Origin of the sequence: Vagococcus fessus, from assembly GCF_003987565.1 — a bacterium.
GTDB classification, from domain to species: Bacteria; Bacillota; Bacilli; order Lactobacillales; family Vagococcaceae; genus Vagococcus_D; species Vagococcus_D fessus.
In genome coordinates this window covers 72,525-96,353 of record NZ_NGJY01000004.1, presented here as the reverse complement: position 1 = coordinate 96,353, position 23,829 = coordinate 72,525, and the positions used below count along the sequence as shown (strand labels likewise).

Below are 23,829 nucleotides of genomic sequence, written 5' to 3'. Positions count from 1 at the left end.
ATGTGATATAACCTCACTTGAACTATAATATCATCTTTCATCATGAATTTCTACCCTTTTGAGCAAATTTGTTAAGTAAAAGTACTTTACAAATTTATTTATCGTAAAATTCTGTATAAGCATTGATAATTTGAGTTGTTAAAGCTGTATTCAATTTGTCACTTTCATCTGTAATATGCGGAATAACTACTGCAACAGAAACTTCTGGATCTTTTGATGGTGTGTAAGCAATCATCGTACTGTTATATAACTCAATTGGATTATATGGGTCTTTAGGATTATCACGAGGAACTTCTGCAGTACCCGTTTTACCTGACACTTCGTACTTTGTTGGTCCCATGTCATTACCTGTACCATCATAGGTATTCACTACCTCATACATCCCTTGTTTGATGTATTTGTAATCTTTTTTATCACCTATCGTCGCCATTACTTTAGGTTGAATTTTTTCTTCTAACCCTGAAATAGTTCCATCTGGACCATTACCGTATATTCCAGACACAATGTGTGGTGCTAATTTTACGCCATCATTAGCAATCGTACTAACATATTGGGCCAATTGCATCGGTGTATAAGTATCAAAGTTACCATATGACAAATCAAGTAAGTTCCCCATACGCCCTTGAACCATACTACCATCTGGGTGATAGAAGTCTTTAGGAGATAACCCAAAACTTTCACCCGCTATATCGATACCTGTTGGAGCACCTAGACCAAAATCTTGGAAGTTTTGTCTAACAGTATTAAAAACATCCATATGGTCTCCTAAAATCATATTAGGTTCGTAGGTCTCACCCATCATATCAAAGACAATCTTCATCATGTAAACGTTAGAGGATTTTCTAAGAGCATCGACGACATTTAATTTTTGAGGACCTTCATAGCCTGTAAAGACTGATTGTTTCACATTATCTCCATCCAGTTGAATGGGTTCATCTAAATACACAGCATTTCCAGAAATAATATTATTGCGATAGCCGCCCATAATCATCGCAGGCTTCACAATGGAACCCGGCGTAAAGGCTTTATTAATCGTTCCAAGTGCATCTTTTTTCTTCTTACCAGTTTCAAGGTCTCTTTCGATCCCGGCCATTGCCTTAACAGCCCCTGTTTTATTTTCCATAACAACAGCATAAATACCCTCTGAGTATTTTGTTCTTCCGTTACTTTCTAAAATAGAGAAACCTGATTCTAAAATCTTTTCAATTTGCTTTTGGAATTCAACATCAATTGTTAATACTAAATTCTTACCTTTTTCACCCTCATACACTTTTTGATGAGGATTTGTTTTTTCTTTTTTATCTTCATAAGTTATTTCTGTACTAGGTTTTGTTCCTCTAAGTACAGGTTCATAATATTTTTCAAGATAACTTAACCCCACACGATCATTACGTGAATAGCCGTTTCCTAAATACTTTTCACTTTGCTCGACAGGAACTCCTGATTTATCAGTAGAAACTGTCCCTAAGATAGTCTTCATAGAATCTTCAGCTGGATATTCTCTCGACCAATCCATTCCTGTTGAAAGACCTGGAATGTCGGCTGAATGCTCAGCTGCAATGGCTAATTCTTCTGTTGTAACATCTTTATTTTTAATGTAGACCGGCATCATAGCCAGAACACCACTAATTTTTTTGTATATTGTAGCTGTCTTTAATTCTTCTTCACTAAAATCAATTTCTGAGTCTTTAACCTTAGCGACCGTATTTTGATAAATCACACTATTTGGCAACGGTTCACCCTTTGCATCTGATAAGTCTTCTTTTTTCAGTCGTTTTTGTGCTAATTTCAAATTTTCTTGATCAGCTAACCAATAATCTTTTTTATCACGATCTGTTAATTCTTCAGCTGGTATATCAAGTAAGTCTGTTATTCTATGAGCGGTTTCTAACATTTTTGATGTTGACATAGCTTCTTGTTTCGTATAAAGAATTGCAGACTTAGATTGATTGCCTACTAACACCTCTCCTTTTTCATCAAAAATTTGACCACGAGGGGCATTTCCTTTTACAACTGTTTTTTCATCTAATTCAATTTTTGTTCTAAAAAAATCACCGTTCGCAATTTGTAAGTAAGCAAGTTGTGCTAGTAACGTTACAAAAAGAGCGAACACAATAAAGAACAAAAAGTTTAACCTAAACGGAATATGTGACTTTTTAGGCATCATATGTTTATTTTTTAATGTCTCGGGTGTTAAAAATTGTGGCAATTTCAACCAACTATATTCTTTTTGTAATGTTTTAAATTTATCTGTTAATTTTTCTTTCATTCTATCTGTTCCTTCCAAATTAGACTGACCCTTTTACTCTTAATAGTTTACTAAAAAATATAGGCTCACGCAAAAAGTTAAAGTAAATTTTAACACTCTTTAATAATTGCTATTTCTCCACCTTGAAGTATCTCATTAATTACAGCTATAAGCAAATAAAATAGGTCTTTTTTGTGAAAAAAAAAGAGCCTTTTTATTCAAAAGGAACTCTTTTCTTTCTAACTTATGATTAGTCTCTTGGACGGCTGTAATTAGCAACTTCATCTGTTACTAAAGCAACATAATCTTCTAATGACATAGAAGCTGTTTCTTTACTTCCGTAACGGCGAACATTCACTTCACCAGCTTCAACTTCTTTATCTCCTACAACTAATTGATACGGGATTTTTTGAGTTTGAGAGGCACGGATTTTATAGCCCATTTTTTCATTACGCTCATCTACTTCAAAACGTAACCCTAATTTTTCTAATTGACCTTTGACTTCAAATGCATAGTCCATATGGTGATCATTACTTACTGGAATAATTGTACCTTGGACTGGTGCTAACCATGTAGGGAAAGCGCCTTTGTATACTTCTGTTAAGTAAGCAACAAAACGTTCCATTGTTGACACAATACCACGGTGAATAACGACTGGACGGTGATTATTTTCGCCATCTTCTCCTACATATGTTAAATCAAAACGTTGTGGTAATAAGAAATCTAATTGGATAGTTGAAAGTGTTTCTTCGATTCCCATAGCAGTCTTAACTTGAACGTCAAGTTTAGGTCCGTAGAAAGCAGCTTCTCCTTCAGCTTCAACGTACTCTAAGCCCATTTCATCAACAGCTTCTTTTAACATTTTTTGAGCTGTTTCCCACATTTGATCGTCATCAAAGTATTTTTCAGTATTCTCTGGGTCACGGTAGCTTAAACGGAATTTATAATCTGTGATATTGAAATCTTCATATACCGCAACCATTAATTCTAATGTACGTTTGAATTCGTCTTTAATTTGGTCTGGACGTACAAATGTATGGCCATCATTTAAAGTCATCTCACGTACACGTTGTAACCCTGATAATGCGCCACTCTTCTCGTAACGGTGCATCATACCTAATTCAGCGATACGAATAGGTAATTCACGGTAGCTGTGAACTTCATTTTTATAAACCATCATGTGATGCGGGCAGTTCATAGGACGTAATACTAACATTTCGCCATCACCCATATCCATTGGTGGGAACATATCTTCATGGTAATGGTCCCAGTGACCAGACGTTTTGTAAAACTCTACGTTCGCCATGATTGGTGTGTAAACGTGTTGGTAGCCTAAGCTGATTTCTTTATCTGTAATATAACGGTCAATTGTACGACGGATAGTAGCACCATTTGGTAACCAGAATGGTAGTCCAGCACCCACATCACTATTTGTCATAAATAAGCCTAATTCTTTACCTAATTTACGGTGGTCACGTTCTTTCATCTCTTCACGGAATTGTAAGTAAGCTTTTAGTTCTTTTTTATCAAAGAAAGCTGTTCCGTAAACACGTTGCATCATTTTATTGTCTGAGTTTCCTCTCCAATATGCCCCAGCAACTGATAATAATTTGAAGACTTGGATACGGCCTGTTGAAGGAACGTGTACCCCACGACATAAATCAACAAAGTCACCTTGGTCATAGACTGTGATTTGTTCGTCTTCTGGAAGATCAGTAATTAATTCTACTTTATATGGATCTTCTTTAAATAACTCTAATGCTTCCGCTTTTGTTACTTCTTTACGAACGATTGGGTTATTTTCTTTAACGATTTTCATCATTTCTTCTTCAATTTTTGGTAAGTCTTCTTCTGAAATTGGGTCTTCCCCATTATCAGTATCATAATAGAACCCATTATCAATCGCTGGTCCTACACCAAAATGAATGTTTGGATATAAACGACGAACGGCATTCGCCATTAAATGAGCTGTTGAGTGACGTAAGATACCTAAAGCATCTTCATGGTCTGGTGTGATAATTTCGATTGAACCGTCTACATCTAACGGACGAACTAAATCGACTAACTCCCCATTAAATTTACCTGCTAAAGCTTTTTTAGCTAAGCTTTTACTAATACTTTCAGCAACGTCTTTTGTAGAGACGCCAGCCTCAAATTCTTTTACTGCACCATCTGGAAATGTTACTTTAATTTCTGACATGTGTGTTCCTCCTTAGATTTAAATAATCACATTGCTAAAACAAAAAACGCCCTAACATCTTGTATTCACAAGACATTAGGACGATATTATCGTGGTTCCACCTAAAATTTAATAAACTTATCCCTTAAAAGACAGGAAAAGCTATACTTCATTCGTGATAACGGGACGACCGACTTAGTTTCGACTAAATTCTTGAAAGTGGTCACTTATTGGACTTATCTAGGAAATTCTCAGCTAATATTTCCCTCTCTGCTAGGTAGTTTTCAACAAATGGTGTCTTTCGCAATGATCTTTTATTCATTAATATAACTCCATTTAACCACGAATCTTAGAATTTGGCAAGAGTCTTTTCCTTTACGCTAACGTATCCCCATTGATACCATAATCTTCTTTTTTCATATCTGTGATAACGATACTAATGGCTTCTTTTTTTGCTCCGGTAGTTCTAACGATGGCATCTGTTACTTCTTTAACCATTGCTTTCTTTTGTTCTGGTGTACGGCCTTCTAATAATTGAACGTTTACGATTGGCATACTATCCACTCCTTTTTATTTTATATCTCTATTATAAGGTATTTATAAAGAACAAACATCAATTCTTTATTAAATGTTAAGACCTATTAAGAAATTCTTACAACAATATTCATTCTTTTTTTACCTTTATTGTTTATACTTTCACTTGTAAAGGAGAGTGATGCGCTACATGCCAACACGAAAAAAATCAAAATGGAAATGGAGCTTACTTAGTTTTATCCTAATTGGATTGCTTTACAGTCTGTTTAGCTTATCTCTAATTCTAAGTTGTAAAGATGAAACTGCTCCAAATAATGCCGACACCGTAATTATTTTAGGTGCGAAAGTAAAAGGTAAACCAGCAAAACCTAGCTCTGTTCTTCAAGAGCGTTTAGATACAGCCATACACTATTTACAAAACAATCCTAAAGCAACCGTTATCGTATCTGGTGGTAAAGGAAATGATGAAAATGAATCAGAAGCACGCGTGATGGCTCGTTACTTAGTCAATCATGGTATCCCCTCAAAAAAAATTATCGCAGAAGATGAGTCTACCAACACCATGGAAAACTTGATGAATGCCTCACATAAAACAAATCTCGGAAAAACAGTCATCGTTTCCAATGATTTCCATATATACCGTGCCAAACTCTTAGCAAAACGCTTAGGTATTGAAAATATACACGGTCAAGCCGCACCGACACCACCATCAGCTAAAAAAATTAGTTACGCTAGAGAAATTCTAGCTTTAGGCTATGCCATTCCTTTTGAATGGTAGAATTTATTTAAACAGGAACAAAAAAGAGCGCATTTGTCGCTCTTTTTTGTTTTTTCTTATTTTTGGTAAGCAAATATATTTACTTATTTTTAGTAAGGTACTATACTAAGTATGTAATCAAAAAAGAAACCAACTTAAAGGAGATCATCTAACATGACAAACTATATTAAATCATTACAAAAAAGACGTTCTATCTATTCAATAGGAAATGATGTTTCATTATCTGAAGCTGAATTAGAATCTATTATTTTTGACGCTATCAAAGAAACACCATCTGCCTTTAACTCTCAATCATCACGTGCTGTTATTTTATTTGATAATGCACATCACGCTTTATGGACTATTGTAGAAAATGAATTAAAACCACTGACACCTGAAGAAAACTTCCCGCAAACACAAGCTAAATTAGCAAGTTTTGCAGCTGGTAAAGGAACAATTTTATTCTTCGAAGATACAGACGTTATTGCTTCTCTTCAAGATCAATTCAAACTTTACGCTGCTAACTTCCCACTATGGTCTGAGCAATCTACAGGTATGGCTCAACATTCTGTATGGACAGCTTTAGCTGAAAAAGAAATCGGAGCAACTATCCAACATTACAACCCACTCATTGATGAAAAAGTGGCCGAAAAATGGAATATCCCTGCTTCATGGCGCTTAACAGGACAAATGCCTTTTGGTTCAATCAAAGCTCCTGCTGGTGATAAAGAGTACATGTCTGACACTGAACGTTTCCGTACATTCAATTAAATATAAAAAAAAGCATCTCGTTAGATTACGAGATGCTTTTTTTAACGCCAATTACTAGGACTCCAAAGCGTTCCATCTAATTGACCTTCTAGTTGTTCAATTCGTACATCTTGTTCATCAAGTAGTCTCACTAACTCATCCACAAGAGCAAGCTCTTTGTAATCACGACAAGTTGCTTTTAATTCTACTGCTTGTTTTTCAATCCAATCTTGTGCCAAAATTATTCCTCCTTATGACATGTCAGCTAAGGTTTGATTTAAATCTTCTATTATGTCGTCGTTTTCTTCTAATTGAGTTAAAAGTGGTGCTACTAAATCGGTATCCAATGTTTGACTGCCCATCACTCGCTCTCTCAACCATTTCGTACGACTGGCTAATGTTTTTAATTTTGGACCTGTCACATAATACTGATAGTCTACCAATACTTGTTTTTTAGCCTGTTCAGTTTGATACATGAATTGATAATTAGCAAAAATCGGCATAAAATCTAAGCCAAAATAAGTCGCCATAGCCTGATAAGGTTTCATAAGTTCACTTAAAGACAGACCCACACTGCCACCTGCTTGATACGACGTCTCTTTTACCCCTATGGATACCACTATTCCAAATTCTTTTCCTGCCACTCGTTTCATGTAACTGTCATTACTCGCAATCCCCGATAAAACAACATCCTGCCACTCTTTTAATAAACTAGGGGCACTGTACCAATATAATGGAAACTGAAAAATAATACGGTCATGTGAAAGAACTCGTTCTATTTCTTTTCCCATATCTATCTTACCTTCAGGATAGCTGTCATATAATTGATGAATCATTACTTCTTTTTCTTGCTCTAATCCCGATAAGAAAAATTGCTGGCTCATTGACCCTTTGACATCTGGATGAGCGACAATAATTAATGTTTTCATATAAACTACTCCTCTACCTATTTATCATCTCTTAAAGTATAGACGATGTTAAATTCTCTCGCCAACCTTTTGCTTAATTATTACAATGAATTTCTATCTGTATCCCTTGTATTTTTACCTAACCGAGCGTATGCTTAACCTAATTGTAGTCTAGTCAATCTACTGCCACTCATCACATGATATCAAATAAATGACAGGTCATTAAAATGGAGGGACACTGATGGCTAAAAAACGACTAAAAAGCAAAAGAAACAGATACCTATACTCGCCCTAATACTTATAATAGAATACCAGCTCTTCTATTCCTTAATTAGCAGCACTTATTTTTCTGACATAGGTTTACTATTCTTCTTTCTTTTCATTATTACCCTGCTTGTTGGTACCCACTCTATTGAAACTCACAAATAAAAACTGCTCTAAATCAGAAGATTTAGAACAGTTTTTTTATTATTTAGATTTATCCCATAACTCTTTAGCTACTGGGATGTTTGCAAGACCTGTCATATTACTTGGAATAATAACAGTATTTGTATCACTTTCAGCTACTTTTTGGAAGGCTTCAATTCCTAAATAAGCTAATAAATTATCGTCCACTTGACTCTCCTGAATCCCTTGGTTAACCGTTAAGACACGTAATTTTTCCGCTTCTGCTAAAATTTGAACCCGTTTTGCTTCGGCTTCTGAATCAATACGCATTCTTTCAGCACGGGCTGCCGCATCAATTTTTGTTTGTTTAGCACGCGCTTCTGCATCAATTTCCATTTGAGAAGCTCTTGCTTCTGATTCTAAAATAACAGATTGTTTTTGTCCTTCAGCAATCGTAATCGCTGATTCTTTATCTCGACTTGCTGTAATCAATTTATTCATTGATTGAATGATTTCTTCACTTACAGAAATCTCACCGATATTAATACGGTCAATCGCTAAACCATAACCTGCTGTAATATCTTTTACTGAGTTATATAATGCCGTATTGATTTCTTCAGTTCCATTTAACACTTCATTTAAATCCATTTTACCAATAATACCACGTAAGTTTGATTGGCAATCTTGAATCATAGACATAACTGAATCTTCGTTATCATAAACAAAGGCACGAACGTCTGTTACGTGAAATTTCAGAGCTTCATCTACTTCAACAATAACATTATCCTTTGTAATAACACTTTGCGGTGAAATTTCATATGGTGTTTGTTTCAATGACACACGACAATGAACATTGTATAAAATTGGAATTAAAAAGTGTAAGCCTGGTTCAAGTGTTTTGACATACTTACCAAAACTTTCAACTACTTTTACTTCCCCCTGTTTCACAATGATAATTGATTTTGACACAATAAAAACTGCTAACGCTAAAATCACAATTAATAAAATAACACTACCGATATTCAATATAATTCACATCTCTTTCTTTTATAGTTTGACTCTCTCTAAGCAGTAATTGATTTTTCTCAAATCCAACTACCTCTACCATTTGTCCTTTAGCACTACTGCCTTCTAGACAATGATACTCAAAGTTCATCCCTTTTAAGTTCACGCTGCCACGAATTCCGTCTTCTGGCAATTTAAATCCGAAACCAACTAATCGTTTCATTTGATAATCCATACTATCACCTCAACTTATAACGTTAAAACGAACACAACAAGCAGCACTACCATCATCATTAATGAAAATGCAACTGAGCCTACTGAACTATTTCGTTCTACTTTTATAATAGACTCCTTCGTTATCGGACGGTTATGTGGTCGAAGCGACTTAATTGGATGTTGTTTATGATTGCTCACTTTTTTATGGTGAAATTGATGACGTTGTTGGAGATTTGGCGAAGAATGAGTAGACTGTCCTGTTTGCATCTGCAAACTTTTCGGTGCTTGATGTTGCACACGGTTAACATTACGTCCTCCTGTATTTCTTGGGCTACTATGATGAGGTATCTCCGTCTGCTCTTGTTGGAACAACGGGTCTGCTAAATGTTGCATATTATTAGCCTCTTCTGTGACAACTTCAACATAATTCTTAACAGCACCTAAGTATTTACCTTGTTTGACTAAATCCAATGTCTTTTGATCCATATTTTCCACCGCCTTTCTTCTTTATATTACCATATAATTAACGAAAAATACCCAGTCTTGAGACCGATTACATGCTTTGCTATACAAAAAAACTCGCGGTCTGCGAGTTTTTTTGTTAGTTTCTATTTTATAAACGTGCTTCTAATTCTTTTTGTAAGTCTTCAAATCCTGGTTTACCTAGTAAAGCGAACATATTTTTCTTGTACGCTTCAACACCTGGTTGGTCAAATGGATTCACACTGTTTAAGTATCCTGAAATTCCTACTGCAATTTCAAAGAAGTACATTAAGTAACCTAATGTGTAGGCATCTGTTTGAGGAATAGTTAAGACAAAGTTTGGAACATCGCCATCTGTATGTGCTAATAATGTTCCTTCAAAAGCTTTCGTATTAACGAAATCAATTTCTTTTCCTTGTAAGTAACCTAAACCATCTAAATCTTGTTCCATCTCTGGAATAGTTAAGCTATGACGCGCTTTATCTACTTTAATAACTGTTTCAAAGATATTGCGACGTCCTTCTTGAATGTATTGACCTAATGAATGTAAGTCAGTTGAGAAGTTAGCGCTTGATGGGTAAATTCCTTTTTGGTCTTTCCCTTCAGATTCGCCGAATAATTGTTTCCACCACTCTGAGAAGTATTGTAAGCTTGGCTCATAATTGATTAAAAGTTCTGTCACTTTTCCTTTACGGTAAAGAACATTTCTTAATGCTGCGTATTGGTAAGCTTCATTTTCTTCTAATTTATCACTGCTGTATGCCGTACGAGCATCTGCTGCCCCTTGCATTAAACCATCGATATCTGCGCCACTAGCTGCAATTGGTAATAACCCTACTGCTGTTAACACAGAGAAACGGCCACCAACATCGTCAGGAATAACAAATGTTTCCCAGTTTTGGGCATCAGCTTCTACTTTAACTGCACCACGGGCTTTATCTGTTGTTGCGTAGATACGTTTGTTAGCTTCTTCTTGACCATATTTTTTAACTAATAATTCTTTGAATACACGGAATGCAATCGCAGGTTCTGTTGTTGTACCTGATTTTGAAATCACGTTTACAGAGAAATCACGGTCACCAATCACATGAATTAAATCAGCTAAGTAAGATGAGCTGATGCTGTTTCCAGCAAAGAAAATTTGTGGTGCTTTACGTTCTGAATCACCTAATAAATTGTAGAATGAATGGTTTAAGAAATCTAAAGCTGCTTTCGCACCTAAATACGATCCACCTATACCAATAACAACTAATACTTCTGAATCAGATTGAATTTTTTCAGCTGCTTTTTTAATGCGAGCGAATTCATCTTTATCGTAATTAACTGGTAAATCAATCCAACCTAAAAAGTCGCTTCCAGCACCTGTTCCTTCATGTAAATCTTTATGAGCTGCAGAAACTTGGCTTTGCATGTAGCCTAATTCATTTTCACCAATAAAAGAACTCATTTTTGAATAATCAAATTTAATATGTGACATTTTGTGTTCCTCCTTCAAGGATAATGTAATTGCTTTAACACATACTACTTTACGTTTTTTTTCAGTATTTTTCAAGTAAAGTTACCAAGTCTAACTGTTTTTTTCTATTTTGTTACCAGTAACATCTAAAAAAACTAAATGAACTAGACCAATTAGATGGCTATTTTCTAAAATAAACGCGTTTCTTTCCATTGATACTTCCTTACCTCTTACTATTCATGGTAAACTTAACTCGATATGGAGGTAGGAAGAATGACAAAAGATGTAATTGTAATTGGTGCTGGTACTAGTGGATTGATGGCTGCCATCTCTGCCGCTGAAAATGGTGCTAGAACTTTATTAATAGAAAAAAATAAACGTGTTGGAAAAAAACTACTCTTAACTGGTGGCGGGCGTTGTAATGTTACGAATAACCGTTCACCTGAAGATATTATTGCGCATATCCCTGGCAATGGGAAATTTTTATACAGTGCGTTTTCGCAATTTACTAATCATGATGTGATGGCATTCTTTGAAGAGAATGGCGTTTCATTAAAAGAAGAAGACCACGGTAGAATGTTCCCTGTCACAAATAAATCAAAATCAATTGTGGATTGTTTGCTTAACCGCGCATTAGAATTAGGTGTTGAAGTCTTAACTCAAGAAACTGTTAAACGTCTTTTAACAGATGAAGGTCGAATTGTCGGTGTTCAATTAGACTCTGGCGAGCGTCATGTTGCCCCTTGTGTGATTGTGTCAACGGGAGGCCGTACTTATGATCACACCGGTTCAACTGGAGATGGGTATCGTTTTGCTAAGAAAACAGGTCATACCGTAACACCTCTTTTTCCAACGGAATCTCCTTTATTATCTAAAGAGAAATTCATTACAAGTAAAACTTTACAAGGTCTGTCACTACAAGATATTAAATTAAGTGTCTTGAATGAAAAAAATAAACCGATTGTTTCCCATGAAATGGACTTACTCTTTACTCACTTTGGGTTATCAGGTCCTGCAGCTTTACGTTGTAGCATGTTTGTTAACCGCGAACTAGAAAAACATCCAACTGCTACGGTAAGCTTAGATGCTTTACCTAGTAAAGAAAAAGAAGATTTATTAGCCGATATCAAAAAACGTCGTTTAGACAATGAACAAAAATCTATCAAAAATGCCCTTAAAGGCTTCTTGCCTGAACGCTACCTTGATTTCTTATTAGAAAAAGCTTCAATAGACAGTAGCGCGACGATTAAATCTTGGGACGAAAAAAGCATGCTAGACTTTATCTCACTTGTAAAAGATTTCCGTGTCAGCATTAACGGCACATGGCCTATCGAAAAATCATTCGTAACAGGTGGCGGTATCTCTCTAAAAGAGGTTCAACCTAAATCAATGGAGAGTAAAAAAGTGGCAGGTTTATTCTTTACCGGAGAAGTACTAGATATTAATGGCTACACAGGTGGTTACAATATTACAGCTGCCTTTGTCACAGGTCATGTTGCTGGAAAACATGCGGCTGAAATCGCAAGCTATTATAATTATTAAGTCTCTTAAATCTTGTCATTGTGGGTATTATATAATTAAGGTATAATATACTTATAATTAGTTTTATATCAAATCATATCGGGAGGCGTTTAGATGTTTCAACAAAAAAAGATTTATAAAACACTAGAAAATCGCAATTTTACTGCAGAAAGCTTAGCTTCTGAGTTACAAGACTTAAAAGAAGGCAACTTTGACGATGTTTCATATACCGGTTTAAATCTGAATTTAGATATGTTAATGACACAACACATCCGCGATGAAAAATTACAATTAATTGAAGTAAAAAATGGCTTAGCTAAAAAACCTTATACAAAATGGCAAGAAGATTTAGCAACAGCTATCTCAATTTACAATGCTTTTACAACTTACACAAAAGCTCACTTTAATGATTTCATTGAAGAATCTAAAAAATATGAAGCAGAAACTGGCTTTGGTCAACATACTGCTGAATTTAAAGATTACTTTGAACAAGGAAATGGTATGTACTTCCATGATGTTTTACATAGTGTGTTTGATATTTCACGTCGTTTAGACCTATCTATCGAAGACTATGAGGATTCATTAGCATCTGATGGTGAAGATATTGCAAATTACCCTATTCCAGAAAAAATTGTATTCGAATCACAAAAAAGATAAAAAAATAAGCACCCAAAAAGGGTGCTTATTTTTTTACTCTGCTGTAATAGACTCAAACTTTCCTCGAACAACACTCGCTAGTTCTTCGGGATTAACACTCATCTGTAACCCTCTTTTACCTGCCGATACATGTACCTTATCATGAGTGAGTGCTGAACTATCAAAATAAGTTGGGTATAATTTCTTCATGCCAACCGGCGAACAACCACCACGAATATAGCCCGTTGTGGCTTCTAAATCTTTAAGTGGCAACATCTCTACCTTTTTATTCCCACTAACTTTTGCTAACTTCTTCAAGTCTAATTCTTGATTGCCTGGAATAACTGCAACAACTGGTCCAGTTTTATTCCCAACTGTTACCAAAGTCTTAAATATTTCATCCTCTTCTTCACCTAATGTGTGTGCAACTGTTACCGCATCAACGTGATCTTCTGAATAGGCAAATTCTTGTTCTTCATACGCTATTTTTTTTTGGTCTAATAACCGAATGGCATTTGTTTTCTGAATCTTCTTTTTCGCCATATCCTCTACACTTCCTTATTTATATCTCTACTAGCATTTTCTAAATAATTTCTAACTTCTTCTATTGTATATTGTCCTGGTGCTGATCCTTTATCCACTCTAGCAAATGTCATGACACTTCCGAATTTTTCACCTTCTAGTCGGCTCATCTGTCCAAGTTCTCCCATAACAAGTGCAATAAATAAACTTCCGTCGTTACGGCTCGACCATTTTTTTACCAACTTAGCAAGGCGTGGATAGTCAGATTTATTAATTCCCATTGTTGCAATCTTAACAACATCAGGTTTCTTAAGTGTCATGGTATACAGTAATTCATTTAAGTGTACGTTATCAGGCGTTTCACTAAAATTATGATAAGATAACACACTTGTTACCTGATTTTCTTTAGCTCGTCTAATTAACTGCGCCACAGATTCATCACCTTGAGCCAACTCAATATCAATAAGATCAATACCATCCTGTACTATCAACCATTCTACTAATATTCGATAGTCAACTGGTAATAAATCCCCTTCACCACCTTCATATTTCGTTCGGTATGTTGCAAGAATGGCAGTTTCGTCTGGCAATAGTCTATTCATTTCATCTAGTGAATAACGAAGTGCCTCCTCAGACAAATCAGCCGTGTAATCTAAACGCCACTCCACACAATCAGGAGCTAAGGGAGCTAACATACTACAGAATTCAACTACTTTCTCTGGACTTTCTGACATTACTGGAACACAAATCTTAGGAGGGGCAAATGCTTTTAACTGAATCTTACTCATCACCTTTTCCCCTCTCCATTCTCATAGTCTAATTTAGTTGATAAATAATAACTTTAAGATAATTACCTTCTTTAAAATTAGGATTAATCGCAAAATCTTGTGGCAAGCGGTGCGTTTCTAATCGTTTGAATCGTTTACCTTTTGCTTTTAATGTTTCTTCAATCATTGATACGTATTTATCATAACTAATATTTGCAGCATTGGTTGATGCTATTAATAAGCCATCTTTTGTTAATAGCTCACTCACTTCAGCGACCAAATCACCATAGTTTTTAGCGACTGAAAACGTACGCTTTTTATTACGCGCAAAACTTGGTGGGTCTAAAATAATCATATCAAAAGCTAACTCTTTACGCTTGGCATAACTGAAATAATCAAAAACATCCATAACAACAATCTTATTGTTCTCTAAACTTAACCCGTTTACCTCAAACATTTCTTTTGTCTTAGGCGAGCTTCTCTTAGCTAAATCGACACTGACAGTCGAACTCGCTCCACCCATTGCAGCAGCGACTGAAAAGGCCCCTGTGTAACTAAACGTATTTAACACACTTTTACCTGTTGCTAGACCATCAACCAATAACCCACGAACTTCTTTTTGATCTAAGAAAATTCCAGTCATCATCCCTTCATTCATATAAGTCGCATAAGTCACACCATTTTCCTTCACTAATAAAGGTTCTGGTGCTTCTGAACCATAGACATGCTCCGATTCGGCTAATCCTTTCTCTGTAAATCGAATTTTCTGATAGGCGCCTTTTATTTCAGGGAACGATGCTTTAAAAGCATCGACAATTAATTTCTTATGGCTATAAATACTCGCATTATACCAAGAGAACAGAGCGTACTCATTATAGATATCAATCGTAATCCCACCAAAATAATCACCTTCACCATTAAATAAACGGTAAGCAGTAGTTTGGTCATTTCCTTTAAAATGTTGGCGTTTTTCGCCAGCTACTCGAAAACACTTCTCAAAAAAAGCTTGATCAATAACCGTTCCTTTAGCATGAGAAACGACCCAGCCAATCCCTTTATTTTGCTCACCGATATAACCTGTTCCAACATAGTCATTACTGGGTGAAATAAACTCTACCCATTGTCCTACTAATTTAGCATCTTCAGCTTTTTGCAAGTCTTCTTTTTGAATTAAGGGATAGCCATTTCTCACTTTATTACTATGTTTACTCTTTAACATTATCTTTTTCATATTTTTTCTCATTTCTCACTTAAATTTCTTCACATTTACATGCTACTCTGTTTACGATTACTATTTTAGCATATTTGTTACTATTTAAAAGAAAAAGCCTTCTATTCTCTAAGTAACTCTTAAGATTATGAATATTTTCTATATTTTTACACCGTTTCTTGCAAATTGACATTAGACTAGTATAATTGGTAAAATAGAAGGTAAAGCATAAGTAATAAAAAGCTTTATTTACTTAATAAAATTAAAATGAAATTTTTCTTCGAAAGGAAGTTATTTAATTGAAAAAATCTTATTATCCTAACTGGTTAAACAAACGCTTTGGCTTCTTCGCCTTGCTTGTTGTCTTGATGTGGGTAAAAACAATTTTTGCATACAACTTTGATTTTAATTTAGGTGTTGAAGATGCGTTTCAATACTTCATCTTACTAATCAATCCATTTGCAACAACTATTTTTATCTTATCTGCGGCTCTTTATATAAAGAACTCTCGAGCCAGTTATATCACCATGTTAGTACTTTACACATTAGCAACCATTCTTTTATTCTCAAATGTTGCCTACTACCGTGAATTTACTGACTTTATCACGATTAATACAATGTTAGGTGCTGCTAAAGTTTCATCCGGTCTTGGTGCTGCTACTTTTAAACTATTCCGTATCTATGACCTAGTTTACTTCATAGATATAATTATCTTAATCGCTTTACTTGCAACTAAGAAAATTAAAGTGGATGACCGACCTGTTCGTGCTCGTTTCGCAATGGCAATCACAACTTGTTCTGTTTTCTTATTTTTAGGAAACTTATCGATGGCTGAAGCTAGTCGTCCCGAACTTTTAAAACGTACATTCTCAAGAGATTACATTGTTAAGTACCTTGGTATTAACGTTTTTACAGCTTATGATGGTGTCCAAACTTTCAAAGCTAATCAAACACGTGCACAAGCAAGCGAAAATGATGTTGTTAGTATTGAAAACTATGTTAAAGAGCACCGTGTTGAACCTAATAAAGATATGTTCGGTATCGCTAAAGGTAAAAATGTTATCTATATCCATTTAGAAAGTCTACAACAATTTATGATTGACTATAAATTGAAAGATGAAAATGGTGTTGAACATGAAGTGACACCATTCTTAAATAAATTATTTCATAGCAAAGAAACATTTAGTTTTGAAAACATGTTCCACCAAGTTAAATCTGGTAAAACTAGTGATGCTGAAACCTTAATTGAAAATTCATTCTTTGGGTTAAACCAAGGACCACTATTCACACAATTAGGTGGTAAAAATACATTCCAAGCCGCACCAGCTATTTTAGGTCAAGAAGCTGGCTATACTAGTGCCGTATTCCACGGTAATACTGGTACATTCTGGAACCGTAACGAAACTTACAAACACTTAGGTTATAACTACTTCTTTGATGCTAGTTACTATGATGTAAATGAAAATAATTCATTCCAATATGGCTTACATGATAAACCATTCTTTAATCAATCCGTGCAGTACTTAGAACACTTACAACAACCTTTCTATACTAAGATGATTGCTGTATCAAATCATTACCCTTATTCACAATTAAAAGGTGATGATGCTGGTTTCCCACTGGCACAAACAAAAGATGCGACTATCAATGGCTACTTTGCTACAGCAAACTATTTAGATAAATCTGTTGAAGAATTCTTTAACTACTTGAAGAAAACTGGTCTTTACGACAACTCTATGATTATCTTATATGGTGATCATTATGGTATATCTGATTCTCGTAATCCTGATTTAGCTGAACTTTTAGGGAAATCAGCTGAGGATTGGACTTCTTTTGATAATGCACAATTACAACGTATCCCACTTATGTTCCATATTCCTGGACAAGAAAAAGGGGGTATCCAAAAAACATTCGGCGGACAAGTCGATATGTTACCGACATTATTAAACCTAGTCGGAATTGACAATTCTAAATACTTATTACTTGGACAAGACTTATTCTCTAAAGACAACGAGCAATTGGTAGCCTTTAGAAATGGTAATTTCATGACTCCTTTATATACTGTTGTCAAAGATAAAATTTATGATAACAATACAGGCGAACAAATTACTGAACCAACTGAGGAACAGCAAGCTAAGATTGATGAATTAAAAGCAAAAGTAAGACTACAGTTAGATACTTCTGATAGTCTAACAAATGGTGATTTACTACGTTACCATAATAGTGGTCTAAAAGAAGTTGTTCCAACTGATTACAACTACAAAGGACAGCTAAAGCAAGTTGAAGCAATAGAAAAGAAAAAAGGTTCTAAATCTACAAGTGTATTTAGTCAAAATGGCAATAAATCAACAACTAATTTATACGAGACTAAATCATACAAAGAGTATCACCCAGAAGAATTCCAAACAGAAGCTACTGAAGCTGATACTAAAGAACACGAAAAAGAAGCAAACTAAGTTAACACTTAGTTTGCTTCTTTTTTATCTTCTTAAATAAAAACTATCCGCTAATGATTAACCAGCGGATAGTTTTAGTATTATTTAGTTAATAAAGCGACACACTCTACATGAGGAGTTTGTGGGAACATATCAACAGGTTGCACACGTTCAACTTTATAACCTTGCGCGCCTAATAACTCACAATCACGTGCCAGGCTTGCTGGATTACATGATACGTAAACAATTTTCTTAGGTGCCATTTCTACAGCTGTTTCGATAAAACTTGCTGCTAATCCTTTACGTGGTGGATCAACGATTAAAACGTCTGGGCGAATGTCTTTTTCTAACCATTCTGGCATAACATATTCTGCTTTACCTACTTCAAAATTAACATTATTAATATCATTTAATTTTGCATTGATTTTAGCATCTGAGATAGCATCTGGATTTACTTCTAAACCATAAACTTCTTTTACTTTATCAGCAAGTGATAAACCGATTGTCCCAATACCACAGTAGGCATCAATAACAGTATCTGTTGCTTTTAATTCTGCAAAATCAATCGCTGTTTGGTATAATTTTTCAGCTTGAACTGTATTGACTTGATAGAATGATTGAGCTGAGATACGGTAGGTTTTACCTAATAACTCATCTTTAATGTAGTTTTGACCAAATAATGTTTTATTTGTTTTACCTAAGATAACGTTAGTCGCATCTGGGTTAATATTTTGAACAATTGATACCACTTCTGGTAATTGTTGGTGGATTTCTTGAACCATTTTTTCATAATTGAAAAGTTTTGGTGTACGTGTCACTAATACAATCATCATTTCATGTGAGTAATGGCCACGTTTTACGATGATATGACGTAAGTTTCCATTATTTTCAGACTCAATATAAGCTTTAACACCATATTTTTCCATAACATCACGAACAACAATAATGGCTTCATCAATTTTTTTATCTTGAATATAGTAGTCTTCTAAAGCTACTAAGTCATGGCTGTTTTTACGGAAGAAACCAGTTGTTAATTCACCGTTTACTTTACGGACAGGGATTGACGCTTTGTTACGGTATTCCACTGGATTATCCATTCCAATGATTGACTCAATTTTTACTTCTGGCATTTTAGCAATACGTTTAAATACATTTGACACTTGTTGCTCTTTAAATGCTAATTGCGCGTCATACGTCATATGGTGTAATGGTGCAATACCTGTACGAATTAATGTTTCGTTGATATCTGAAACACGATCTTTGCTTTCTTTTAATAAGTTGGTTACTTTTGCGTAACCGAATTTTTTACCAGCTTTAAGAACTAAAACTTCAGCTTCTTCACCAGGTAATGTATTTTCGATAAATAATGGGTATCTGTCAACTTTTGCTACACCTAAACCTTCATGTGATAAATCAATTATTTCAACCACAAGTGTCTGGTTTTTTTCTACGGGTAATGTTTTCATTATAATACTCTCTTCTATTAGTTATTTTTTTGTCTTATATTTCTTATAAAAAGGAATCAGTCACACATCGTACTGATTCCTCAAAGCACAGAGATTAGGAAATTTGACCATCTCCGTTGATATCTTCATCTGTTAAAAACTCTACTTCTTTGACAAAAGCATCTGATACAACATCATCAACTGGACCTGTTACTGCATTATCTGATATCTCATCTAAATTAGCAAACATTTCAATATGTTGATGTAGGTTGGTAAATTGCATTGGTGCATCTCCACCATACTCACCATCCAAGTTAATCATCATTTCCACACCATCATCAAGTGTTTCTGCATATAACTTAGATGTCTTGATATATAGAATACGCGGATCATCTACATGTTTTCCACCGTGAATCATTAAGGCCGCTAAATGTAAAATTTCAACAAGATTCGCTGTCTTAACAATAATCAACGAGAATTTTCCATCATCCAACTGAGCATTTGGTGCGATTTTTTCAAATCCTCCGACTGAATTAGTTAAACCAAGGAAAAACATTGATGCTTGTCCAACGTATTCTCCATCGTCATAAACTAATCGCATGTTAATCGGTTTAACACGAGGCAACATTTCTGCTCCTTTAACTAGGTAAGCTAAGTAACCAAAAACGCTTTTTAGACGTGATGGGACTTCATAGGTTAATTCTGTTAAATACCCCCCTGCCCCAATATTCATAAAGTAAGTTTCATTTGCCATACCAATGTCCATACGAACCGTTTGACCTTTGGCAATCACACGGGCTGCCTCTAAAATATTATCTCTCGGAACTTTTAACGCTCTTGCGTAATCGTTAGTTGTCCCACCCGGCAAGATTGCCATACGTGGACGATTTTCTAATGGGGCGATACCATTAATCACTTGATTAATCGTACCGTCACCCCCTGCGGCAACAATCAAATCAAACCCTGCCAAAGCAGCACGAGCCGCTTCATTTTTTGCAGAATCTGGTTCGGGAGTTGTGGCAAAGGCGCTAGCTTCATAACCAGCACATTCCAGAATGTTTAAAACATCTGGTAAATTCTTTTTCAAGACTTCTTTTCCTGATGTTGGATTATAAATCACTCTAGCTTTCATCTTTCACGCCTCCTTCATTTGACAACATTCTTTAACGTTTGCCTAATTCTTCCATTAATAATTTATTAACAACACCTGGGTTAGCTTGGCCTTTTGTTGCTTTCATAATTTGACCAACTAAGAAACCAACTGCACGGTCTTTACCATTTTTAAAATCTTCAATAGATTGTTCATTCGCTGATAAAATATCATTAATAACTGGTAATAATTGAGCCGGATCTGATAATTGAATTAAACCTTTAGCGACAACTACTTCTTTCGCATCGCCACCGTTTTCGATTAATTCTTTAAAGACTTTCTTAGCCATTTTCGAACTAATTGTACCATCAGCAATTAAGTTAATCATGCCTGCTAAATTATTAGGTGTTAATTTTGTATCGTGAAGCTCAATATGCTTGCTGTTTAAGTAAGCTGATACTTCACCCATTAACCAGTTAGAGGCTTGTTTGGCATCTGCACCTTCTTCAAGAGTAATTTCAAAGAAATCAGACATCTCTTTAGATAAAGTTAGAACCATTGCATCGTAATCAGGTAATCCTAATTCTTTAGTATAACGTGCACGACGAGCTTCTGGAAGCTCTGGTAATGAGGCACGAACTTCTTCAATCCACTCATCAGAAATTTCTAAAACAGGTAGATCAGGCTCTGGGAAGTAACGGTAATCACTTGCCCCTTCTTTAACACGCATTAAAATAGTTTGACCTGATGCATCATCATAGCGACGTGTTTCTTGTTGAATTTCGCCACCTGACATTAAAACTTTTGCTTGGCGTTTTTCTTCAAAGATTAACCCTTTACGAACGTTGTTTAATGAGTTTAGATTTTTAAGCTCAGCTTTTGTGCCAAACTCTTCTTGGCCGTATGGACGTAGTGAAATATTAGCATCACAACGCATTGAGCCTTCTTCTAATTTCACATCACTTACGCCTGAGAATTGAATGATTGAACGAATAGCATCTAGATAGGCATAGGCTTCTTCTGGTGAGCGCATATCTGCTTCTGACACAATCTCAATTAAAGGTGTCCCTTGACGGTTTAAGTCAACGTAAGAGTAGCCATCTGTACCGTGAATATTTTTACCTGCATCTTCTTCCAAATGCACACGTTCGATACGAATTTTTTTCTTTTTACCTTCTACTTCGATTTCAATCCAGCCATCATAACCAATCGGTTGGTCATCTTGTGAAATTTGATACGCTTTGGGATTATCTGGATAGAAATAATTTTTACGGTCAAAATGAGAATCTTTGGCAATGTTACAGTTAAGTGCCATTGCCGCTCTCATACCGTATTCAATCGCTGTTTTATTCGCAACTGGTAGTACCCCAGGGTAACTCCAGTCAATTACGTTAGTATTCGTATTTTGCTCCGCACCAAAATGAGCGGGAGTCGGTGAAAAGATTTTAGAATCTGTTTTTAATTCGACATGGACTTCCAAGCCGATGACTGTTTCAAAGTTCATTAGTTGCTCCCTCCTAAGATGGTTGGTAATTTTTTGTGATGATCTGTCGCTTGCTCAAATGCTTGAGCTGCACGGTACATAGTACTTTCATCAAATGCTTTCCCAATAATTTGCAACCCAACTGGCATGTCATCTGAGAATCCACAAGGAATTGACATACCTGGTAACCCTGCTAAGTTAACTGGTATTGTTAAAATATCACCCATATACATTGTGATTGGGTCTGTGATATTTTCACCTAAACCATAAGCGGTTGTCGGTGTTGTTGGCGCAATGATTAAATCGTAATCTTCAAATACTTTATCAAAATCATTTTTAATTAACGTTCTAACTTGTCCTGCTTTACGGAAATATGCATCATAGAATCCTGCGCTTAATGAGAATGTTCCTAACATAATACGACGTTTCACTTCTGAACCAAATCCTTCAGAACGAGAATTTACATAAATATCTTCTAAGTCTTTAACATTTTCAGAACGGTAACCGTAACGAATACCATCGAAACGTTGTAAGTTAGAAGATGCTTCAGATGACGCAATAATGTAGTAAACTTCTACCCCGTATTTAGAATGCGGTAAGCTTACTTCTTCAACTGTTGCACCTAATTCTTTATATTTCGCAATAGCGTCATCAATCGCTTGACGTACACCAGGAGCAATACCTTCTCCCATATATTCTTTAGGAACAGCAATACGCATCCCTTTAACACCATCATTAATTCCTTTAGTAAAATTAGGAACCTCTAATTGAGCACTTGTACTGTCTTTCTTGTCCCATCCACTAATAGCTTCAAGTAAGATAGCATTATCTTCAACTGTACGAGTCATTGGCCCAATTTGGTCTAAACTTGAAGAAAACGCAATTAAACCATAACGAGAAATACGACCGTAAGTCGGTTTCATTCCAACAATACCATTAAAGGCTGCTGGTTGACGAATACTACCACCTGTATCTGAACCTAGAGAAGCTACAACTTGACCAGATGCTACTGCAGCAGCTGAACCACCTGAAGAGCCACCTGGTACTTTTGTTTGGTCCCAAGCATTTTTAGTTTTCTTGAAGTATGATGTTTCCGTACTTCCGCCCATGGCGAACTCATCCATGTTAAGTTTACCTACCGGTACCATGTTCGCGTCATAAATTTTTTCCATAACTGTTGCATCATAGATTGGGTCAAAATTATATAACATTTTACTTGCAGCTGTTGTTAATAAATCTTTAGTTACGATATTATCTTTAATCCCAATTGGAATACCAGCAAGGCTGCCTGCTTCGATACCCTCTTCATCAATTTTAGCTGCTTGAGCTAACGCTTTTTCTTCGTTCAATGTAATAAAGGCATCGATGTTAGGTTCAACTGCTTTAATACGCTCAAATGTTGCTTTTGTTAAATCTGTTGCTGTGATTTCTTTTGCAGCTAACATCGCTTGCAACTCTTTTAAACTCTTTGTATGTAACTCTGTCATTATGCTCCAGCCTCCCCGTTGTCTAACATAGCAGGGACTTTGATATAACCGTCTCCTGATGTTGGAACATTACGCATTAATAACTCACGATCTGTTCCTTCTACTGCTATATCCTCACGCATTACATTAATATCATGAATAACATTAGTTGTAACAGGAACACCTTCCGTATCAACGTCACCTAAACGCTCTACCATTTCAATAATGTCTCCCAATTTATCTGTTAATGTGTCTAATTCTTCATCTGAAAATGCTAATTTTGAAAGCTTAGCAACGTGCTTCACTTCATCTCTTGTAATTGCCATACTAC

The 23,829-nt window shown here is 35.5% G+C and carries 22 protein-coding genes; 5 read left to right on the top strand and 17 right to left on the bottom strand.

The features are described 5' to 3' along the window. Positions 1-94: 94 nt before the first annotated feature. From CBF31_RS09630 to CBF31_RS09620, 3 genes are all read right to left on the bottom strand, one after another. Positions 95-2,269: a penicillin-binding transpeptidase domain-containing protein gene (locus CBF31_RS09630; protein WP_126832488.1), complete on the bottom strand. Its 2,175-nt coding sequence runs from the start codon at positions 2,267-2,269 to the stop codon at positions 95-97. A 229-nt stretch (positions 2,270-2,498) separates the two neighbouring features. Next, positions 2,499-4,448: a threonine--tRNA ligase gene (gene thrS, locus CBF31_RS09625; RefSeq protein WP_126832486.1), complete on the bottom strand. Its 1,950-nt coding sequence runs from the start codon at positions 4,446-4,448 to the stop codon at positions 2,499-2,501. Between the two features lie 354 nt (positions 4,449-4,802). Then, positions 4,803-4,982: a 2-hydroxymuconate tautomerase gene (locus CBF31_RS09620; protein WP_126832484.1), complete on the bottom strand. Its 180-nt coding sequence runs from the start codon at positions 4,980-4,982 to the stop codon at positions 4,803-4,805. A gap of 169 nt (positions 4,983-5,151) precedes the next feature. On the opposite strand from CBF31_RS09620, the gene CBF31_RS09615 reads away from it, so the two are divergent. Together CBF31_RS09615 and CBF31_RS09610 are read left to right on the top strand one after the other, a co-directional pair. Next, complete coding sequence (locus tag CBF31_RS09615; protein WP_126832482.1) at positions 5,152-5,739, top strand: YdcF family protein; 588 nt, start codon at positions 5,152-5,154, stop codon at positions 5,737-5,739. A 153-nt stretch (positions 5,740-5,892) separates the two neighbouring features. Next, entirely contained in the window at positions 5,893-6,489 is a 597-nt protein-coding gene (locus tag CBF31_RS09610) for a nitroreductase family protein (RefSeq protein ID WP_126832480.1), read from the top strand. Between the two features lie 41 nt (positions 6,490-6,530). On the opposite strand, the gene CBF31_RS09605 is transcribed toward CBF31_RS09610, so the two are convergent. The 6 genes from CBF31_RS09605 to CBF31_RS09580 all read right to left on the bottom strand — a co-directional run bounded on the left by CBF31_RS09605 (position 6,531) and on the right by CBF31_RS09580 (position 10,944). After that, a complete protein-coding gene (locus CBF31_RS09605) occupies positions 6,531-6,707 on the bottom strand; it encodes a hypothetical protein (RefSeq protein WP_245977955.1) in 177 nt (58 codons plus the stop codon). Positions 6,708-6,719: 12 nt separating this feature from the next. Next, positions 6,720-7,397 (bottom strand): NAD(P)H-dependent oxidoreductase, encoded by a 678-nt coding sequence (locus CBF31_RS09600; RefSeq protein ID WP_126832476.1) that lies wholly within the window; start codon positions 7,395-7,397, stop codon positions 6,720-6,722. A gap of 447 nt (positions 7,398-7,844) precedes the next feature. Continuing rightward, the gene (locus tag CBF31_RS09595; RefSeq protein ID WP_126832474.1) at positions 7,845-8,789 is read right to left on the bottom strand and encodes an SPFH domain-containing protein; all 945 of its coding nucleotides are present in this window, start codon (positions 8,787-8,789) and stop codon (positions 7,845-7,847) included. Next, positions 8,776-9,003, bottom strand: a complete 228-nt coding sequence (locus CBF31_RS09590; RefSeq protein WP_126832472.1) for a hypothetical protein — start codon at positions 9,001-9,003, stop codon at positions 8,776-8,778. The genes CBF31_RS09595 and CBF31_RS09590 overlap by 14 nt, the downstream gene beginning before the upstream one ends. 14 nt (positions 9,004-9,017) lie before the next feature. Next, a complete protein-coding gene (locus CBF31_RS09585) occupies positions 9,018-9,470 on the bottom strand; it encodes a hypothetical protein (RefSeq protein WP_126832470.1) in 453 nt (150 codons plus the stop codon). A 127-nt stretch (positions 9,471-9,597) separates the two neighbouring features. Further along, complete coding sequence (locus tag CBF31_RS09580) at positions 9,598-10,944, bottom strand: glucose-6-phosphate isomerase (protein WP_126832468.1); 1,347 nt, start codon at positions 10,942-10,944, stop codon at positions 9,598-9,600. A 252-nt stretch (positions 10,945-11,196) separates the two neighbouring features. On the opposite strand from CBF31_RS09580, the gene CBF31_RS09575 reads away from it, so the two are divergent. Continuing rightward, positions 11,197-12,465, top strand: a complete 1,269-nt coding sequence (locus CBF31_RS09575) for a BaiN/RdsA family NAD(P)/FAD-dependent oxidoreductase (protein ID WP_126832466.1) — start codon at positions 11,197-11,199, stop codon at positions 12,463-12,465. Positions 12,466-12,558: 93 nt separating this feature from the next. Next, the gene (locus CBF31_RS09570) at positions 12,559-13,101 is read left to right on the top strand and encodes a hypothetical protein (RefSeq protein WP_126832464.1); all 543 of its coding nucleotides are present in this window, start codon (positions 12,559-12,561) and stop codon (positions 13,099-13,101) included. A 33-nt stretch (positions 13,102-13,134) separates the two neighbouring features. Here CBF31_RS09570 and ybaK read toward each other — a convergent pair whose 3' ends face one another. From ybaK to CBF31_RS09555, 3 genes are read right to left on the bottom strand one after another with little or no spacing between them, the layout of a single operon-like run. After that, entirely contained in the window at positions 13,135-13,623 is a 489-nt protein-coding gene (ybaK, locus tag CBF31_RS09565) for a Cys-tRNA(Pro) deacylase (protein ID WP_126832462.1), read from the bottom strand. 5 nt (positions 13,624-13,628) lie between these two features. Further along, on the bottom strand, positions 13,629-14,390 hold the full coding sequence (gene aroD, locus CBF31_RS09560; RefSeq protein ID WP_126832460.1) for a type I 3-dehydroquinate dehydratase: 762 nt from the start codon (positions 14,388-14,390) through the stop codon (positions 13,629-13,631). 28 nt (positions 14,391-14,418) lie between these two features. Next, on the bottom strand, positions 14,419-15,600 hold the full coding sequence (locus tag CBF31_RS09555) for a class I SAM-dependent rRNA methyltransferase (RefSeq protein ID WP_281272818.1): 1,182 nt from the start codon (positions 15,598-15,600) through the stop codon (positions 14,419-14,421). 278 nt (positions 15,601-15,878) lie between these two features. On the opposite strand from CBF31_RS09555, the gene CBF31_RS09550 reads away from it, so the two are divergent. Next, positions 15,879-18,035: an LTA synthase family protein gene (locus CBF31_RS09550; RefSeq protein ID WP_126832456.1), complete on the top strand. Its 2,157-nt coding sequence runs from the start codon at positions 15,879-15,881 to the stop codon at positions 18,033-18,035. Positions 18,036-18,115: 80 nt separating this feature from the next. On the opposite strand, the gene rlmD is transcribed toward CBF31_RS09550, so the two are convergent. The 5 genes from rlmD to gatC all read right to left on the bottom strand — a co-directional run bounded on the left by rlmD (position 18,116) and on the right by gatC (position 23,824). Next, positions 18,116-19,480, bottom strand: coding sequence for a 23S rRNA (uracil(1939)-C(5))-methyltransferase RlmD (gene rlmD / locus CBF31_RS09545; RefSeq protein ID WP_126832454.1), 1,365 nt, complete (start codon positions 19,478-19,480; stop codon positions 18,116-18,118). A gap of 94 nt (positions 19,481-19,574) precedes the next feature. Further along, on the bottom strand, positions 19,575-20,591 hold the full coding sequence (locus CBF31_RS09540; RefSeq protein WP_126832452.1) for a diacylglycerol kinase: 1,017 nt from the start codon (positions 20,589-20,591) through the stop codon (positions 19,575-19,577). A 31-nt stretch (positions 20,592-20,622) separates the two neighbouring features. After that, complete coding sequence (gene gatB, locus CBF31_RS09535) at positions 20,623-22,053, bottom strand: Asp-tRNA(Asn)/Glu-tRNA(Gln) amidotransferase subunit GatB (protein WP_126832449.1); 1,431 nt, start codon at positions 22,051-22,053, stop codon at positions 20,623-20,625. Beyond that, positions 22,053-23,519: an Asp-tRNA(Asn)/Glu-tRNA(Gln) amidotransferase subunit GatA gene (gene gatA / locus CBF31_RS09530; protein ID WP_126832447.1), complete on the bottom strand. Its 1,467-nt coding sequence runs from the start codon at positions 23,517-23,519 to the stop codon at positions 22,053-22,055. Before gatA ends, gatB begins: the two co-directional genes overlap by 1 nt. Beyond that, a complete protein-coding gene (gene gatC, locus CBF31_RS09525) occupies positions 23,519-23,824 on the bottom strand; it encodes an Asp-tRNA(Asn)/Glu-tRNA(Gln) amidotransferase subunit GatC (protein ID WP_126832445.1) in 306 nt (101 codons plus the stop codon). Before gatC ends, gatA begins: the two co-directional genes overlap by 1 nt. Positions 23,825-23,829 lie beyond the last annotated feature (5 nt).